The 17,142-nt window shown below is 38.4% G+C and carries 15 protein-coding genes; 12 read left to right on the forward strand and 3 right to left on the reverse strand.

All coding sequences use genetic code 11. The features are described from left to right. Positions 1-45 precede the first annotated feature (45 nt). Positions 46-537, forward strand: a complete 492-nt coding sequence (locus PN470_RS18070) for a GNAT family N-acetyltransferase (RefSeq protein ID WP_002735254.1) — start codon at positions 46-48, stop codon at positions 535-537. 348 nt (positions 538-885) lie between these two features. Further along, complete coding sequence (locus tag PN470_RS18075; RefSeq protein ID WP_271935873.1) at positions 886-1,389, forward strand: hydrogenase maturation protease; 504 nt, start codon at positions 886-888, stop codon at positions 1,387-1,389. Here PN470_RS18075 and PN470_RS18080 read toward each other — a convergent pair. The 3 genes from PN470_RS18080 to PN470_RS18090 form a co-directional block, all read right to left on the reverse strand. Then, complete coding sequence (locus tag PN470_RS18080; protein WP_016516022.1) at positions 1,316-2,998, reverse strand: mechanosensitive ion channel family protein; 1,683 nt, start codon at positions 2,996-2,998, stop codon at positions 1,316-1,318. The genes PN470_RS18075 and PN470_RS18080 overlap by 74 nt on opposite strands. 3 nt (positions 2,999-3,001) lie before the next feature. Next, complete coding sequence (locus tag PN470_RS18085) at positions 3,002-4,099, reverse strand: saccharopine dehydrogenase family protein (protein WP_272104896.1); 1,098 nt, start codon at positions 4,097-4,099, stop codon at positions 3,002-3,004. A gap of 92 nt (positions 4,100-4,191) precedes the next feature. After that, complete coding sequence (locus PN470_RS18090) at positions 4,192-5,631, reverse strand: sensor histidine kinase (protein ID WP_271935874.1); 1,440 nt, start codon at positions 5,629-5,631, stop codon at positions 4,192-4,194. Positions 5,632-6,465: 834 nt separating this feature from the next. On the opposite strand from PN470_RS18090, the gene PN470_RS18095 reads away from it, so the two are divergent. The 10 genes from PN470_RS18095 (at position 6,466) to PN470_RS18140 (ending at position 17,126) form a co-directional block, all read left to right on the forward strand. Then, the gene (locus PN470_RS18095; protein ID WP_272104897.1) at positions 6,466-7,812 is read left to right on the forward strand and encodes a glycoside hydrolase family 10 protein; all 1,347 of its coding nucleotides are present in this window, start codon (positions 6,466-6,468) and stop codon (positions 7,810-7,812) included. 45 nt (positions 7,813-7,857) lie between these two features. Continuing rightward, complete coding sequence (locus tag PN470_RS18100) at positions 7,858-8,469, forward strand: hypothetical protein (RefSeq protein WP_130756676.1); 612 nt, start codon at positions 7,858-7,860, stop codon at positions 8,467-8,469. Between the two features lie 196 nt (positions 8,470-8,665). Continuing rightward, positions 8,666-9,424, forward strand: coding sequence for an N-acetylmuramoyl-L-alanine amidase (locus PN470_RS18105; protein WP_272104898.1), 759 nt, complete (start codon positions 8,666-8,668; stop codon positions 9,422-9,424). Between the two features lie 85 nt (positions 9,425-9,509). Further along, entirely contained in the window at positions 9,510-11,060 is a 1,551-nt protein-coding gene (locus tag PN470_RS18110; RefSeq protein WP_272104899.1) for a glucosaminidase domain-containing protein, read from the forward strand. 49 nt (positions 11,061-11,109) lie between these two features. Then, the gene (locus PN470_RS18115; RefSeq protein WP_130756674.1) at positions 11,110-12,012 is read left to right on the forward strand and encodes an N-acetylmuramoyl-L-alanine amidase; all 903 of its coding nucleotides are present in this window, start codon (positions 11,110-11,112) and stop codon (positions 12,010-12,012) included. 27 nt (positions 12,013-12,039) lie between these two features. Further along, positions 12,040-12,855 carry a LysM peptidoglycan-binding domain-containing protein gene (locus PN470_RS18120; RefSeq protein ID WP_002750571.1) on the forward strand — a complete coding sequence of 272 codons (816 nt, stop codon included), beginning with the start codon at positions 12,040-12,042 and terminating at the stop codon, positions 12,853-12,855. 168 nt (positions 12,856-13,023) lie between these two features. Then, positions 13,024-13,905, forward strand: coding sequence for a hypothetical protein (locus PN470_RS18125; protein ID WP_238142359.1), 882 nt, complete (start codon positions 13,024-13,026; stop codon positions 13,903-13,905). Positions 13,906-13,914: 9 nt separating this feature from the next. After that, complete coding sequence (locus tag PN470_RS18130; RefSeq protein ID WP_271935878.1) at positions 13,915-14,757, forward strand: 3D domain-containing protein; 843 nt, start codon at positions 13,915-13,917, stop codon at positions 14,755-14,757. Between the two features lie 41 nt (positions 14,758-14,798). Further along, a complete protein-coding gene (locus PN470_RS18135; protein ID WP_002776151.1) occupies positions 14,799-15,596 on the forward strand; it encodes a DUF2272 domain-containing protein in 798 nt (265 codons plus the stop codon). A 42-nt stretch (positions 15,597-15,638) separates the two neighbouring features. Next, the gene (locus tag PN470_RS18140; RefSeq protein WP_271935879.1) at positions 15,639-17,126 is read left to right on the forward strand and encodes a hypothetical protein; all 1,488 of its coding nucleotides are present in this window, start codon (positions 15,639-15,641) and stop codon (positions 17,124-17,126) included. Positions 17,127-17,142: the final 16 nt, after the last annotated feature.

Below are 17,142 nucleotides of genomic sequence, written 5' to 3' on the forward strand. Positions count from 1 at the left end.
GAGACAAGGCAAAATTAGGTTATACTTCATCTTACTTGATATTCTATGATTATTCGCGAGGCTAAAGAAACAGATTTACCAACAATTATCGAGATTTATAATGCTGCTGTTCCCACTCGCAAGGCAACCGCAGATTTAAAGCCTATTTCCCTCGAAAGTCGGCGAGAATGGTTTAAAAAGCACGATCCTGAACAGTATCCCATTTGGGTAATAGCGATCGAAGGTCGGGTGGTGGGTTGGCTAAGTTTACAGATGTTTTATGGTCGTGTCGCTTACCAAAAAACGGCAGAGGTTAGTTTATATATTTCCCCCGATTATCAAGGTCGTGGAATCGGTAAATTATTAGTAGAATATGCCCTGAATTGCTGTCCGAAATTGGGTATATCTAATCTTATCTGTATTATTTTTGCCCACAATCAGGCCAGTATTCGTCTCTTTGAAAAATTCGGCTTTCAACGATGGGGTTATTTACCCCAAATTGCCGCTCTAGACGATTTTCTGGCTGATGTGGTCATTTTAGGGAAAAAAGTCGCTTAAATAGGCAATTTCTCCATAGCTAGACTAAATTCTAGACTTAATTGAATATCAGTATTTTCTGGTTCGCCTAGAGATGATTTCTAGGTGAGAGAAAAGAGATAGTATTTATGACTCTTCCTTAGCATAATTTTTTCCTCATCAAGAAACTACTATCAAGGCTTAAGTTTTCTTACCAGACTCAGTTAATTTATCGATTAGGTCAAGCTGTGTATCGAGATCATCCCAGATATCCTATACTTATTTTACAGCGTTTCTGGTCAAGACGAAGTATAACCTAATTTGGTATCGACCATCGACTCCCCAAAAAGGAAAACTTTGTACATCATCATTAAGATAACTGCTATGACCATGAATAATTTTAAAATACTGCTTATCGGCTATGGTAATACTTTAAGAAATGATGACGGAGTGGGAGTGAGAATAGCCGAAATTATTGCCGAGGAGAATTGGTCTAATCTAGAGGTCATCGCTACCCATCAATTGACTCCTGAGTTAGCGGCCGATATAGCTGATGCTTCTCTAGTTATTTTTGTTGATGCGGTATTATCTAATCAAACTGATATCCAGATAGAAAAATTAGCGGCAGTTACCGAATGGAATAATTTCGGTCATGCAGAAAGTCCTACTTTTTTATTAGCATTAACTCAAGCAATTTATCAACAAACTCCTAGGGCCTGGGGAATATTTATTCCTGCTATTAATTGTGAATTTGGTGAAGAATTATCAACAATAACTCAAAAGGGCTTGACAAATGCGATTAAAACTATTAGGAAAATTATTACTTCTGAGGATTTGACTGAATACCAAAAGCAGGACTTTGATAATCTTCCGGCAGATAATTTTCAGGAATAGTGCTGTGATTGCCATCCCGGAGAGCCTTGTAGTGAGGAGACATAATTTCGATACCGACTTCGTTACATTTATCCTGAATATTTTGGTGTAATTCAGAATAAATATACACCATTTTGTTAGGATGATCGGTGTAGGCATTTAGCTGATAGCTGACATAAAAATCATCGAGACTGGTTTGCAAGACAAAAGGAGCAGGTTCTGAGACAATAAATTGGGTGGCTAAGGCTGCTTCTTTCAGGGTTGCGTGAACCTTACGCCAAGGTAAATCATAACCGAGAGTGACTGTGGTTTGCAAAATTAAAGGCTGTTTGAATTCCCTTTGAGAGACACTAAAGTTAATCACATTAGTGTTTAACAGCGATGAATTAGGAATCGTGATAATTCTATTAGCTGGTGTGCGAATACGGGTGACTAATAATCCTTTTTCAATCACATCTCCAATAACATCACCAATAGAAATTTTATCTCCTAGTTGAAAAGAGCGGGTATAGATGAGGATAATTCCCCCCACCACGTTAGCAATAGCAGAGGTGGAACCCAAGGAAAATAGTACCCCTAAAAATACCGACACCCCCTGAAAAGCAGGAGAATTAAATCCAGGTAGATAGGGAAAAGCGATGACTATAGCTAAGGCAATTATCAGCAGTGACAGTAAATTATAGGTTGGTTTTGCCCAATCGGGATAGAAACCATTAATTACTAAATTTTCTCTTTCCAATCCAGTGAAAAATGGTTTAATTGCTCTCAACAGATAGTGAGTTATAAAAATAATTAGCAGTATGATAAAAATACTGGGTAAATATTTTGCTATCTCTTGGGAAACAACTTCTAAAGCACTAAAAAAGTATTGCAGAAAACCATCACCAAATTTTCTAGTCCAGGGAAAAAGACGAAGGACAAAAGTTAAATAAAAATAGAGAATAGTTAAAATAATTAGAGTGCGGATAAATTGCAAAACTCTTAGGGAAAAAATTCCTATTGTCTGGGAACTAATAATCTCAAAATTTTGGAATACGACCCCAGGAACTAGGGAGGTGATTAACCTCTGAATCTGGGGAAAAACCCGCGAAGATATAAAAATTATTACCCAGAAAATTAAGACCGTGGCCAAGGTAGCACTTACCGTCAAAACTGCATCTTTTAAGAGGTTATCCGGTTGACGTTCTTGACGATAACGGACAATGGCCGCTTTAATCTTTGCTAAAGCTCGTTCGGCCAATACTTCTTGACTGACCGCCTGTAATTTGGCATCTTTAGAAGTAATAGTAGCAATAACCGTATCTCCCAAAATAATCGAAGGGTTTTTGTCTTCAGGATCAATTTTTATAGTTAAATCTTCAGGAGAAAGAGCATCGTCATCGGCAATTTTTTCAATTCTGTCTGTAATCGATTTCGCTCTTTCTTGCGCTGAAAAAGAACCTATTCCCTGCCGAATCGTAAAAAGTTCTTGATTATCAAGCATGACGGGAAAAACTTCTCCCAAAGTTTCCAGGGGTGTTTCCTGTCCCTGTTTAGCAGGATTATTCTGGGCTGCTATCATGAAGATAGGGGATAAAGTCAGTAACAAAACTAAACAAAACAGTCCTAGGTAACGCCAGATTTTTTTCATCTTCTAAGCCACAATTGTACAGGAGCGATCGAGTTTAATACCTCTTTTTTTCATCGTAGCATGGAATAGTTCTGTGGATAACACCTGTTCCACGGGATAAATCCCAGCTTTTTGGAGTTTTGCCGCTAAGATTAATTCTGCCACGCTGCCAGTTCCCCAACCCGCTGCTTGAGCAGTATTCTCGTGAACCATAGTTGCTTGATAAACTGCTTTTTGCTGCCCTTGCCATCCGACGACTTTTGCCAACATTGCCACCCCAATTCCCGAAAATTTATCGGTTACTTCTGTCATGCGATAACTAACTTGGGAAAAAAACTCAATTCCCCGATAACTTTCTACCCAAGCATCGGGAAAAATATGGGCAGTAATCCAAGTTAAATGATTATAAAAATCGGGAATAGAACCAAATTTTGTGATCACATTTTGCACTGGAAAAGATTCGGCAAAAGTATAGGTTTCTGGCATATCAAACCAATAAACACCAGTTTTACCCAAAGGAGCGGGAAAGTCAATTACTTCCCTGGCAGTATAGGGTTTAATCTCTTGCCATTTTCCCTCAATACAAGCTAAAAAAGGCTTTTTTAAACCGAGAAAAGTTGTCCGCATCACAGTTAATCCCGCACCTCCTGAACCGGCTACGGCATAATTTAAACGGATCGTTTCTACCCTATCTAAGTGTTCCACTCCCTCCCGCACTATACTATTAGAAATACCAGGAAAAATTCCCGTATTAACCACGGCAGTTATTCCCGCTTTTATCGCTAATTCTCGATAGGGAATTAACTTTTGATAAAAAGAACGATGATCACTAACATCAATATAATTGACTTTTTCTTCGATGCAAATTTTTACTACCCTGCCATCGCGATAATGAAAGGGACCGGCACAATGAATAACTAAATCACTCTTTTTAATTGCCTGTCTAAGCTTGTCTATTTCTTCTAAATCCAAAGCCAAAAACTGCATTCTTGGCAGTAATTTAATCGCTTTTTCCTTGCGTCCTGTGATAATAACTTTAGCTGAAGTATGATTAATAATATCTAGGGCGACACTTTGACCAATGCGACCAGTGCCACCTAAAATTAAAACAGTTTTTTCCATGGCAACTATCAATAATATTTGTTGCCCTAGTATAGCATCCTCTTGGCAATTTTGCCTATTTTACAAGATGAAAAATTGAGAATAATCCCAACTTATTTAATGCGTCCGAGGGGCAAGAAAATAGTTAAAATCTCACCTTCTTCGGGTTTTTCACGCACAATCAATTTACCTCCCAAAGCTTGAAAAAGGTTTTTAGTCACCTTCATATTCAGACTTAAACTACCGGTTTCTGGTTGAAACATTAGGACTTTTCCCAAAGCTTTGAGGGTAAGATTAGGTGATTTTATTTGAGTTTGAAACTGCATTTTTAATTGATTTCCTGCCGTTGATATATGTACTTGCAACAGTCCACCACTAGCCATACTGCGAGTACATTTTTCCACGACTCCATTTAACATTTGATCCAATAAATTCGGGTCGCTAATTACCGAAGGCAATTTTTTCGGTACATTAACTTCTAAATTGACATTGCGCCGTTTAGCCTGTTTTTGCCACCGAGGAATACTATCTTGAAAGACTTTTTCTAGAGCAATTGGAATTAATTGAATTGGTTTATCTCCCAGAGGATTAATACCCAATTCTGCGGCTCGGAAAATTAATTCCATGCGCTGAATTTGTTCACTACATTCTAAATCGATTGTTTCTAAATATTTTTCTACATCTTCCGTTACTTTGGCCCGTTTTAACAATAATCTTGTAATGGTGCGAATGGTGGTTAAAGGGGTGCGAATTTCGTGGGTTAAAGCGCGCAATAATTCCAAATCACAACCCGATTCTAAATTAGAATTATCTTCCTTTGGCGGAGTGATTTCGGCATTGATAGGCGATTTCGTTTTTTTCAGGTCTAAATTAGGCTGGTTGGGTAAATTTTGCAGTAATTGGCGACTAAATTGGCTAACTAGACGATAATCCGGCGAGGGACTGCCATTAGCCTCGATAATTGCCTCTAAAGTCTCGATTTGCGGATAACGCAGATTAACTAATCGTTGCCGCAACTGCTGCCAAGCTTGCTGAGTGAGGACGGGATCAAAGGAAAATTGAAAAGAGGACAAACCCCACTGATCCTCGCCTAAAACCAGCAAAAGAGCGAAACTTTCGCTAAAAACCAGACAAAATCTTTCATTAGCAATCGGATCCGTTGGCAAGAGGGGTAATTCATGGATCTCTGTTGGGGAAATATCGGCGGCGGATTTTTCCTGAGAAGGCAATTGCAAACCCAGCCATTGTAAATGTTTTAAAGCTTTAACGGTGAAAACACCAAATTCAAAACCCGTTAAAGCCTTGCTTTCTCTGACTAAAGCCGTCGGACCGGAGAGAATTAAACCCCGACTGGCGGCATTATTTGGGTTTTGTAATAAGATATTTTCTAAAGATGCGATCGCTGCGAACCATTCACTTTCCGCTTTCAGTTGCGAGCGCTTGAGCCATTCCGATAAATTAGGATAAAAAGCATTGGGGGTGAAAGTTTCCCGGTCCTGATGGTCAGTCGGCGGGAAAATATCGCTTAATTTCGGTAAAGACCCCTTTAACATCGTCTTCATCACTGACTAGATACAAATTCCTTACCTAGAATATTACCCCCGTTAATGCCCATCCCATAACGGTAAAACCGAACTCTATTGGCAGTGATATCCGCGTTTTGATAACAGTTATCTTAATGGTGAGGTACAAAGTTTTGCTTTTGGGGAGTCGGTCGTCGATAGCAAATTAGGTGGCTCTTCTGGTTTCTGTGTGGAAACGAGGTCTATACTGATAGTCTCTTCGACAAAATAGTCCTAAAAGTGTTACCCGATAAGTATTTCACGATTCCATAAGCAAAAATTATCACACAAAGTCGAGAAGAGCCATTAGGTTACACTTCGTCTTGATCGGAAAGGCTGTCAATCGGCTTAATGATTTGTAATATAGGTTAGTCCAGTTGATTACCTATGCCAGTTGTGGGGTTCGTGGCTCAATTCAACCTCGATAAGTCTAATATTTAATTACACCTCCCGACTTATGTGTTTTTTTGTTACATTTAAGTATTTTTTTTGTTTATCTATGGTTATCATAGAGCGAGTTAAATTGTTCCCAAATGATTTCCCTAACTAACCGATCTTTGCTCCCAAACCCTTTGTCCTTGACATTACGTCAATAGGAGGAACCATCGGCTCTTGGTTTGCCTGTTTAAGTGTTGCTTTCAAGCTAGGTAAACAGTTGAGCAGTGGTAACTTTCGAGCAATAGTTGGGGTCGGTTATTGACTATATTTTGCCGTGAGCAAATTCTGAGAATTAATCAGAACTAAGTGCGCTTGTCTGTCTTCCGAACCCGTCGCTGCTGCGGATTTGAGGTTCATTTATCCTTTGTCTGAGAGAGAGTAAAAAATATGCTGCACATTCATATTCTTCAGGATACGTTTTTCAAGTCTTCCACAGCTTTTTCTGAAACCCTCAATAGTGGGCAAAAATCCTTAATCAAAGCGGGAACTAAATTACCAATTAAATCTTATTTTCGCCAAAATAATCATTATTCTGTCAAGTTAGCCGCAGAACAAGGTTCAGTAGGGAAAGCGGGATTTTTCTTTGATGATCATGTACAAGTAGAAGAAATACGGGGCGTTTGGCTCACCAATGTTGACAGTGATATTCTCAAGTCTAAAGATAACCTAAAAGCTGGGTTGGAAAAACTTAAAAATTTAGGATTTAATACTCTTTATCTAGTAGTTTGGAACAAAGGCTATGTGTTTTTTCAATCACAAATTGCTGATAATGTTTTCACTGCCGATAAGGAAAAACTCAAAAAAGTCAACCTTGAAAAAGAGTTAGTCGGTAGAGATCTACTAGCAGAAATCATTGAGATTAATCAGACAGAAAAGTATAACTTTCGGATTATTGCTTGGTTTGAATATGGTTTAATGGTTCCCCCAGCTGCTCCCTTATTTGCCCAAAAACCAGATTGGTTTATGCTTACTCATCAACAGAAAAATACCGTTGATGGTGATGGAAATTGCCGCTTAAATCCCGCTCATCCTGAAGTTAAAGATTTTTGGGTTAGTCTTATTCGTGAAGTAGTTAAAAACTATGAAATTGATGGTATTCAATTAGATGATCACTTCGCTATTCATCACGCAAAACTCTTGCCTAATGGTACTAAAATTTTTGATTTTAGCATGGGGTTTGAATCCTTTACTATCAAACTTTTTCAAAAGGAAACTGGTTCAGTTAGTCCCTTAAGCAATCCCCAATTAGCGAAATTTAAAGATTGGCGTAAGGAGAAGTTAACTCAATTAGTGCGATTGATTTTTAAAACCATTAAAGCGGAAAAAGACGATTGTATTCTCTCCATTTCTCCCAATCCTTTAGGATTTTCTGTTGATCATGCTTTAGCTGATTGGGAAGCATGGGAAAAGGAAGGATTAATTGAAGAACTGGCATTGCAAACTTATCGTGGAGATGTCCAGAGTTTTGAGAGAGAAATCGATAAATCAGAGGTAAAAGCAGCGCGGGAACATATTCCCACCGTCATCGGTATTCTCACAGGTTTAAAACCCAGTGATAGACGAGTAAATTTCCAATTAATTCAAGCACAAACGCAGGAGACTCGTGAGCGAGATTTTGCCGGTTTTGCCTATTTTTTCTATAGCAGTTTATTAGACCATATTCCCACCACAGAAACCGTGGCTGACAGGGAGAAGAAATTGGCTCAAATTCTTGCTACCGATCAATTTGTTTAATTTATTCTTTAAGATTCAAAATTATCCATAAAAGGAGATAAATTCATGACTCAATCTTCCCTTTCCTTGAATAGCATGGCTACAAAAACTGAAAAATTTTTGCTAAATAATCCCTTCTGGTTTTTGCTGTTTTTAGTCGGATTGGTGGCTTTTCTACTGCTTGCTAATATTGCCATTTTTCCCTCGTTAACTATGCGGGGAGATATCGCCCTAGATAAGATTTTCATTGGCACAATTGCTATTGTTGCGGTGGTGGAACGCAGCGTAGAATTATTTATTGCTGCTTGGCGTAATCCCCAGAAAGAGGTTTTAGAACAAGAGATTAGTGTTTTGAAAAATATTGCCTCTCGAACGGAGGAACAAGAAGCACAATTAATCTCAAAACAAAAAGAGTTACTCCAGTACATAACTCTAACCAAAAAATATGCTCTCCTCTTAAGTCTTGTCTTTGGTTTTATGGCAAGTTTTACAGGGATTCGTATTCTAGAACCTTTGGTAAATATGACGACAACCAAACCTGAGCAAATCGCTACATTCTACAAATTAGATTTAGTTTTGTCAGCCTTAGGTATTGCCACGGGAACTAAGCTATTTCATGGTTTGCCCGCTTTAGTCTCTGATACGCTAAAAGCTACAAGGAGTCAAGTTAATGGTTAAGAAAAATAATTGATTGTATTGCTATTCTAAAGCTTAATTTAGAATAGCATTATTGCTGCCAAACTTTCTAGTAAAAATTGCTATAAAACAATAGTAAATTTTTGTAAAAATATGATTTTTATTAGTTCAATTGAGGTAGAGTATATTCAGAGAAATTGATCAATAAATAAACATTAAAGAAACTGGAGGTATACAGATGAAATTTGGGATTGATATGGGTCATAATTGCCCACCTCATGACATTGGCGCATCGGGAGTTAGACAGGAAGATGTTGTCATTAAAGAGGTGGGTACTCGGCTAATTGCTAAATTAGCCGCAGCGGGTCATTCAGTAATTAACTGCACCCCGACCAGTACCGTTAGTCTTAATGATTCTTTGCGAAAAAGAGCCAATAAAGCCAATAGTAATAACGTTGATATTTTTGTTTCTATTCACTTTAATGCCTTTCAACCCACCAGCAAGGCAATGGGATCGGAGGTTTATGGTATTAGTCAAACTTCTCAAGCGATCGCTAAATCAGTTTTGACGGAAATTGTCAAGCTAGGATTTAAAAATAGAGGAGTAAAAAATACCCGTTTTTCTGTGTTGGTAAATACTTCAATGCCAGCAATTTTAATTGAATGTTGCTTTGTGGATTCCCAAGCAGACATGGATCTTTTTGATGCAGAAAAGATGGCAGAAGCGATTAAAGTTGGTTTAATTGGAGATGCTGATGACAACTCCACACCAGAGCCAGCTACCCTAAGAATTACTCAAAAAACTGTTCTTAAACCCTCCACAGAACAATCCTCTGAATTAGAGGCAAGTACCTTAGTTGGGATTGAACCGGGAGATTATGCCGTGTTGGATGTGCGCTTGGAAGAAAGACATTTTTGGGTGAAATGGCCTGATAAAAGTCAGGCTAATCGAGATGAACATTTCATTTTTGAGGAATTTGCCAAGATCGTGCAATAGACAGAAATTTATCGATTTATTTCTCAAAATAAAGGGAAATATATCAGGGAAATAATTGATTTTCTACCGCTTACAGGAGACAGCAATGGCTTTACTAGATGACTTAGTTCAACAATATGCTCAAGCTGATTTGTCCATAATTTTTCGAGAAGTTGACGCTACCGATAATCGGCAAGTTAACTTAACTGCAATTCCTCCCGATCATTTTAGTCATTTAAAAGAAGTTTCTCTGGCTCAATGGCTATTAGAGTCCGCCAGAGCCACCAGTAAACTAGCCGAAGACCAGAAAAACTTCGCTGGTTTAAAATGGCGCAAGGAAATGACTCCTTTTGCTACTCCTAAATCGATTAAAGTACCTTCTGAATCGGAAGCGATGGACTTTTGCTTATTCACGGATATTGACAATTTTCTGCGAGGTTATTGGAAATTTTTAACCCGTGAACCCTATAAAGGATTAGAAGAAAATACTCAAACTCCTGAAAACTTTATCGGTTTTATTCAAAGTAAAGGCTTTGCTGCAGATATAAGTTATGTAAGCAAAGTGTTAAAACTTGTTCCCGAAGCGAGGACTTTACTAGCAAAAGCCAACGGAATTGTTATTCCACCACTCCCTGATACCTTACAAGTAACCAGTTTTCCCAAGGAAGTGGAAGTGGGACAAAGTTTTCGGATTGAAGGAACCGCCGCCGCTGCCGACAAAGGCAAAAAACTCACCGTTTTAATTGATAATCAATTCCCCCTAGATGATATTAAAATAGAAGAAGGAGGAGAATGGAAAGCCGAATTTGTCTTCTTACAAGCAGGCGATCGCATTGTTAAAATAGCCATTGATAATCAAAGTGTAGAAATCAAAATCAAGGCTTCTCCACCGAAGGCAACAGGTGCAGTTACCCTGAATTTAACGGGAAGTGTCGGATTAGGAGGAATCAACCGAACAGCCGATAAGATTGCAGTTAAACAGCGATTACATTCCCTCGGCTATACTTTTGTCGGTGATCCTAATAGTGCAGCCTTGAATACAGGTTTCATTCTTGCTATTAAATTATTTCAATCGATTATTGCAGGGAGAGAAACTCTAGGTGGAGATGGACGAATAGATGTGGACAATACCACTCAGAAATGGTTAGAAGCGGCCAATGCACCTCGTTGGCAAACCATGCCCGATAGTAATCCTTCTATTAGCTTAATTAATCATGAGAAAAATCAAACCAATGATGATCATGATTTTGGAACAAGTTGGTTAGCAGATGCCATCTTAGAAATTGCTGCTGACTATCATAATACATTCCGAGTTTCTAATCCTAGTAGTGCCGCTTTTTCTATTAATGATGTTAGTAAACCCACAGGAGGAGACACCCCCCAACACGCAGGCCATGAAACGGGTTTAATGTGTGATGTAAGGCTTCCGCGCACGGATGGACAACATGGCGGAATCACTTGGGAAAGTGACAATTTTGACCGAACCGCAGCACGCGCTCTGATTAAAGCCATGCGACGACAAAAACTGGTTAGTCAAGTGTTTTTTAATGATGCGACCCTGAAAGATGAAACTTTTTTGGGACAAAAACTATGCAATTTTGCTCCTGGTCATGATAACCACATTCACTTTGCTATTCGCCCTCCCGTGAGAGCTTAGTTTAATTGATTAAATAACCAGATAATTCAATAATTGAGAGGTAAAAACTATGGGAATTGTACCGACAGCATGGATGCCTAACTGTTCGATGAAAAGAATCATTATTCACTGGACAGCAGGGGGACATAAAGCATCTAGCAACGATAAATCTCATTATCATATTTTAATCGAAGATGATGGTAAGTTAGTGCGAGGAACTCACTCAATTAAAGATAATGTTTCTACCGCAGATAATGTTTATGCGGCTCATACGGCACTGTTTGGTACGGGTTCAATCGGAGTTAGCGTCTGTTGTATGAGTGGTGCGGTGGAAAAACCATTTAAAGCAGGAAGTTTTCCGATGAAACAAACCCAATGGGAAACCATGGCGCAGGTAGTAGCAGAACTATGTGATTTTTACGATATTGAAGTAACAGCTAAAACCGTTTTAGGTCATGGAGAAGTAGAACGTGAGTTTCCTAATAAACCCCAACGCGGAAAATGGGATCCAATGGTTTTACCCTGGGATACATCTTTAAGTAAAAGACAGGTGGGAGATCAATTTAGAACCCTAGTCAAAACCAAATTAACGGGCGTTTCTGGTTTAGTGGAAACTCCGGCTAGTATCACAGCAGTTGTTCAAGGAAAACCCTTCCGAGAAGCGCAGATATTTAATGAAAAAAGTATCGTCAAGATTCGTCCTTTGCTAGATACTTTTAATTGGCAAATTATTACTGCCAATGATCAAGAAGTGATGGAATTAAAATTTGCTGATGGAGAAGAAGCAAAATCCTTAGGATTTTTGCTGATTGAACACAGCAATAAACCGATGGATATTCCCGATGGAACTAGCCAACAAGAAATCATCAAGAAAATTGAACAATTCGGCTTTGTGAAAATAGTAGATTTGGCACAAGCACTAAATCTTTCTGTAACTTGGGATGGCACAACTCGGACAGTAACAATTGAGTAAAGATCGATAACATCAGGAGATGATTTTATGCAAACCTACACGATTAAATCGGGAGATACCCTCAGAGGAATTGCTTTAAAATTTTATGGTGATGCTTCAAAATTTGTGGTAATTCAAGAAGCCAATGATATTGCCAATCCTAATCAAATTTCCGTGGGACAAGTTTTAGAAATTCCCGAGCTTGCCGATGACAATGACAATAATCCCCTAAAAGATTTTCATCGGGCTTTTCCTAATAGTGTACGCTGGCGATTGGCAGAAGATGGAGTGGAAATTGAAGGTAGCGGCATTGAGCGAACCAGTGGTCAACCGGCGACTGCTACTAAAATTTGGAATAATTTTTCTGATGAAATTAATCAATGGTCAAAACATTTTAATGTGCCAGCAGTAATTATTATTGCCACCATTGCCACAGAATCGAACGGAAAAGCAGACGCTATCCGCAAAGAACCGGGTTATGTATCTGATTCTATCACCCCTCATTTGATCAGTGTTGGCTTAATGCAAACATTAATTTCTACGGCCAGAGGTACATTACATAATTCAACCATCGATCGAGATGACTTAAAAAATGCCAGTATTTCTATTAAAGCAGGAACGTCATTTATTGCCGATCAACGCTTGAAAACTTTGTTAGATCCCCCCAAAGTTGCCTGTGCTTATAATGCTGGTTCTCTATTTGAAAACAAAAATTCCAATAATCGTTGGCGAATGCGTCAATTTCCCATTGGTACTTCCGCACACTGCGATCGCTTTATTAAATTCTTTAACGATGCAGTCTTTGTTTTGAAAGGAACCACTACACCTGTTAGCGTCGGCTATCAACAATTTTATCTAGCTTGATTTCCTTGGCTTTCTTGGGGTTCTGATCATCAATTCAGTTTGCAGCCCTCAAGCATCAATTTTAGTCAGTCATGTCCAGTTATCTAGTTAGAAGAAATTTGTCTTTCTATTTATTTCAAGATTTCAAGGAGTGGTAAAGCTGTGTTATTCAAGCTTTTTCAGCGATTCATGATCTTTGGATTTACTTTAGTAATAATCTTATTTTTTCAAGCAAAAATCCAAGCTCAAACCGTTTGTCAAATAGTACCGACTTCTCAGATTTCTTCTATCGATCAGGCTAAATGTTTATTGCGTCAACCCAAAATTTTTGGGAATGTAGGACTAACTTTAACCAGTTTACCTGCTCCGTTTGATCAACTCTTAACTAGACCCACCATCGATATCAGTAAAGAGCAATTAAGACGATATCTACAAGCTCAAGGAATTAACGAAGCAGACATTGGTGGTTCATTAGATAAACCAGTTTCACGAACTAATAATAATAATCCCAGTGCAGAATTGGCTCGTTATTTTATTATTCATGATACCAGCACTCCTAATTTGGGAAATGATCCCCTTCCCAATAATATTAATGAAGCTAGTTGGAGGTTTAACAACTTCAATCAATATGGTAGTGGCGACAATTCTCCCGCGCATATTATTATTAATCGAGTAGGAGAATCCATCACTCGTAAGGATTTTAATATCCCTTGGCGTTCTACAAAACGAGAATCGGATCAATTTTGTGGGGTGAATAAATGTAAGGGTTTATTCTTAGCAGTTGAATTAGTTCAACCTAGAAGATGTCAACCAAACCCTGGTCAATCTCAATGTTCTCCACCCAGAAAAAATGATGCTAAATCGCCCGATCCTGGCTTTACCAAAGCTCAATTAGATCGCCTAGCAGTTGTTTATATTGCGGCCAGTGTACGGCGCGGAAAATGGTTAATTCCTGCTTTTCATGTTGTTCTTGATCAAATCGTACCGGGTGGACATGATGACCCTCAGAATTTTAACCTAGACCAGTGGTCAAAACAACTTAATGACATTTTAACTGAAATTCGTTCTTAGGAACTAATTATGAACAAATATTTGCAACACTTACTATTAATTATCGCAGGGATTTATCTAGTTATTATGAGCAGCTTTGTCTCTCCTGCATTTGCACAAGTTAGCTATACTTCCCCTTCTCAAAAGGATAAATTTGTTCCTGTTCTAATTGCCCTAACTGAACCTCAAATTATCTTTGATTTTCCTGAACCGACAGAAGGCGTTAAAGATAAAAAATTGACCCTATTTTCTACTTTCTACTTTGTTCATCAAGCTCAATCGAGTAGTGCGACCGATGCCATTGCCTTAAAAAATTCCAGTGGTACTTCTTTAGGCGTTAAACTGTCTAAAAAAGACTGGTGTACTGCCGCTTTAGAAGGCACTGTACAAGTTAAAACGGATAGCAATACCCTTAAAACCTTTAACTTTGCCACAACCGGAACAACCGCTCAAACCAATTGTAAACCCTTTTTTCCGAGCTTAAAAGAGGCCATTATCCGAGCCATGAATCGCTCTTTATTTGCCCCAGCTAAAGGATTTTTTGGAGATGGTTCAGGAGGCTTTATCTTAGTTCCTTATCGTACCATTGCCGTTGATAAAACCGTGATCCCTTTAGGAACAGTTATTTATATTCCTGATGCAAGAGGAAAAGAAGTCATTTTGCCTTCGGGAAAAAAAGTGAAGCATGATGGTTATTTCTTTGCGGCGGATGTGGGGAGTGCAATTAAAGGAAATAAGATTGATACTTTTTTGGGAATTACTAATAAAAATCCCTTCTCCCATGTTAAGAGTGATCCTAGCAAAACCTTCACTGCCTTTGTGATTACTGATACCCGGATTAAAAGTGCTTTAAATACACTGCACAAATCCTAATCGTTCAATCGTTCTTTATTTTCTCAAGGAGACTTTATATCATGGCTGACAAAACCCTAAAAGCTTTAGTGAATACCGTCATCAAGGCTTTACCTCAAGATAGCAGTACCTTAACAGATTCCCAAAAATTTCCCTTAGCAAAAGGGGATACCCTAGCCATCAAACAATATCGATCCGCTCCTAATAATCACTGGGAAATTCAATTAGAAACGCCTCGTGATGGTATGACTACTTGGTTTGCTTTTATTTCTCATGTCGAAATTTTTGTCGATCAAAATTTTAAGCAAAACTTAGTTAATATTGCTACTCAAGAATGGGAATTTTTTAAAAAAGGGACAAGAAAAGAACGAGAAGATGGGTTTTGGCAACGCATTGTTACCTATTGGAAAGAAGCTCTAAATCGTAACGATATTGACACTCGTTTTGATGTGGGTAACGTACCTTGGTCAGCAGCATTTATTTCTTGGATCATGACAAAAGCAGGTGCGGCCGATAAATTTAAGCGAGATGCGAGTCATTCAGTTTATATTCGAGATAGTGTTAAAAAACGCAAAGATCAAATCATTAATGCTCCTTTTGTGGCTTTTAAAATTGATGAAGTAACTCCAGAAATTGGTGATTTAGTTTGCGCTCCTCGTCAATCAGGAGTTACTTATGATACCACTGACAATTATATTTCTCATTGTGATTTGGTAGTAGAAAAAAGAACGAATGAAATTGATATTATTGGAGGAAATGTCAGCGATTCAGTTACCCAAAAGACCCTAAAACTTGATACCAATGGTAAAGTAAAGGACACTACTCGACCTTGGTTTGTTGTCATTAAGAATTTGCTTTAATACTTTTCCTATCCTTTCCTAATCTCTTTCAAGGACAAAACTATGGCAACTTTACAAGACATTGTTAACGATAACAAAACTCTGACCCGTTCCCAACTAAAAGCGGATCAAGGGTTAGTAAGAGAAATTCAAACTAAACTAGCTAACTTAGGGTTATACCCCGGTGGACAATGGATTGATGGTGATTTAGGCACTGGAGATACTTTTACTTGGCGAGGACTCAAAGAATTTTGTCAAGCCTTCGATTTATCTGGACTTCCTTCTGACACAGTGGCAATTAATCCCAATATTGCTACTAATTTACTTGACACAAAACAGCTACCTTTTATCTTAGATCAAGCCAAAGATACTAAATTTATACTTAACAAATTAACCACCATCCAAGATAATTCAATCGCACCGGTTAATATTGGGGTAACTCAGTCATTCGTCGCTAGAACACTGCGGAATTCGCCTTTTGCCATGGAAGTGGACGACTATCCTGAACACTTAAAACAGAAACCAGACGGGACTAATTTAGTTTCCTACGGAACTAATTTTACTCTCGTAGGATCAGGGAAAACTATTACTTTTAGCGATTATCCCCAACGGGGAAACTTACCCAATATTGACACAAATGGCTTAAATTTTCTGGCCAGTAACATCTCTCATGCCTGTGTATGTGTGGGAAGTTTTGGCGATGGCAGCAGTCCAATCAAAACCCATTGGTTAGGGAAAGATGCCTTTAATCCAGAACAATTACTCAGTGCCACTAAATTCATTGGAGTTCTTAACACAATTGAACAAATTAATAAGAAATTCCCTACAGTTGATGTTGATAATTGTGTGATTGAACCAGCTAATTCTCCCAAACCTAAATTTTTTGATCTGGTGGTTGATATGGTTTCCTATAGAAAAGATGCTGATGGTTCTCTGGGACGCTCGAATCAAATTGGAGCCTTGTTTAAACGCTTTACTAAACGAGCGGATTTGGAAGCTTGGCTAAAAGCTCAAACGGGAAATACCAGTTGTAAATTTACTGGGGGATATTTTAATCCTTCTCTGATTAAAGATCCAATTATCAAAGATTTAAGTAGCAGTGCTACCGTCTTAAGATCACCAGTAGATAATACCACGGGAACAAATGATGTATCGACTTATGATTTAGTGCGTTTAATTACGATGTTAGGATGGCATCTACATTTAACTACTAATACTCGTTTTATCGGCAGTCAATGGAATAGTTTAGAAACCGTTGTTCGTGCTATGGGAACCGATGCATCACGATATATTGATGTTGCTTTAGAAACTTTAGGTGTGATAAATTTGATTAGTCAACCTGTGGTAATTTCTAAAGTTGGCTTCGGTCCTAGTTCCTTTGCTTATGTAGCTTTCGTCAAATTTGTTGATAATCGTGTGCAACCAGCTAAACTGAGAACTTTCTCCTTAGCTCTTCGTACTCCCAACGGTTCCGACAGGGAAAGAGATACCAATTTAGCCGCCGCTGTCACCGAAATTGTCCGCCGCATTTTAACCGAAGAATTGGCTTAATTTGCTTTGGTCATAA

It is taken from the genome of Microcystis sp. CS-574, from assembly GCF_028329095.1.
Taxonomy (GTDB): domain Bacteria; phylum Cyanobacteriota; class Cyanobacteriia; order Cyanobacteriales; family Microcystaceae; genus Microcystis; species Microcystis ichthyoblabe_A.

Coding starts and splice junctions, on each gene's coding strand:
- PN470_RS18140 (WP_271935879.1), top strand. CDS start 15,639: ATGGCAACTTTACAAGACATTGTTAACGATAACAAAACTCTGACCCGT.
- PN470_RS18090 (WP_271935874.1), bottom strand. CDS start 5,631: ATGTTAAAGGGGTCTTTACCGAAATTAAGCGATATTTTCCCGCCGACT.
- PN470_RS18075 (WP_271935873.1), top strand. CDS start 886: ATGAATAATTTTAAAATACTGCTTATCGGCTATGGTAATACTTTAAGA.
- PN470_RS18070 (WP_002735254.1), top strand. CDS start 46: ATGATTATTCGCGAGGCTAAAGAAACAGATTTACCAACAATTATCGAG.
- PN470_RS18095 (WP_272104897.1), top strand. CDS start 6,466: ATGCTGCACATTCATATTCTTCAGGATACGTTTTTCAAGTCTTCCACA.
- PN470_RS18110 (WP_272104899.1), top strand. CDS start 9,510: ATGGCTTTACTAGATGACTTAGTTCAACAATATGCTCAAGCTGATTTG.
- PN470_RS18125 (WP_238142359.1), top strand. CDS start 13,024: ATGATCTTTGGATTTACTTTAGTAATAATCTTATTTTTTCAAGCAAAA.
- PN470_RS18130 (WP_271935878.1), top strand. CDS start 13,915: ATGAACAAATATTTGCAACACTTACTATTAATTATCGCAGGGATTTAT.
- PN470_RS18105 (WP_272104898.1), top strand. CDS start 8,666: ATGAAATTTGGGATTGATATGGGTCATAATTGCCCACCTCATGACATT.
- PN470_RS18080 (WP_016516022.1), bottom strand. CDS start 2,998: ATGAAAAAAATCTGGCGTTACCTAGGACTGTTTTGTTTAGTTTTGTTA.
- PN470_RS18135 (WP_002776151.1), top strand. CDS start 14,799: ATGGCTGACAAAACCCTAAAAGCTTTAGTGAATACCGTCATCAAGGCT.
- PN470_RS18085 (WP_272104896.1), bottom strand. CDS start 4,099: ATGGAAAAAACTGTTTTAATTTTAGGTGGCACTGGTCGCATTGGTCAA.
- PN470_RS18100 (WP_130756676.1), top strand. CDS start 7,858: ATGACTCAATCTTCCCTTTCCTTGAATAGCATGGCTACAAAAACTGAA.
- PN470_RS18115 (WP_130756674.1), top strand. CDS start 11,110: ATGGGAATTGTACCGACAGCATGGATGCCTAACTGTTCGATGAAAAGA.
- PN470_RS18120 (WP_002750571.1), top strand. CDS start 12,040: ATGCAAACCTACACGATTAAATCGGGAGATACCCTCAGAGGAATTGCT.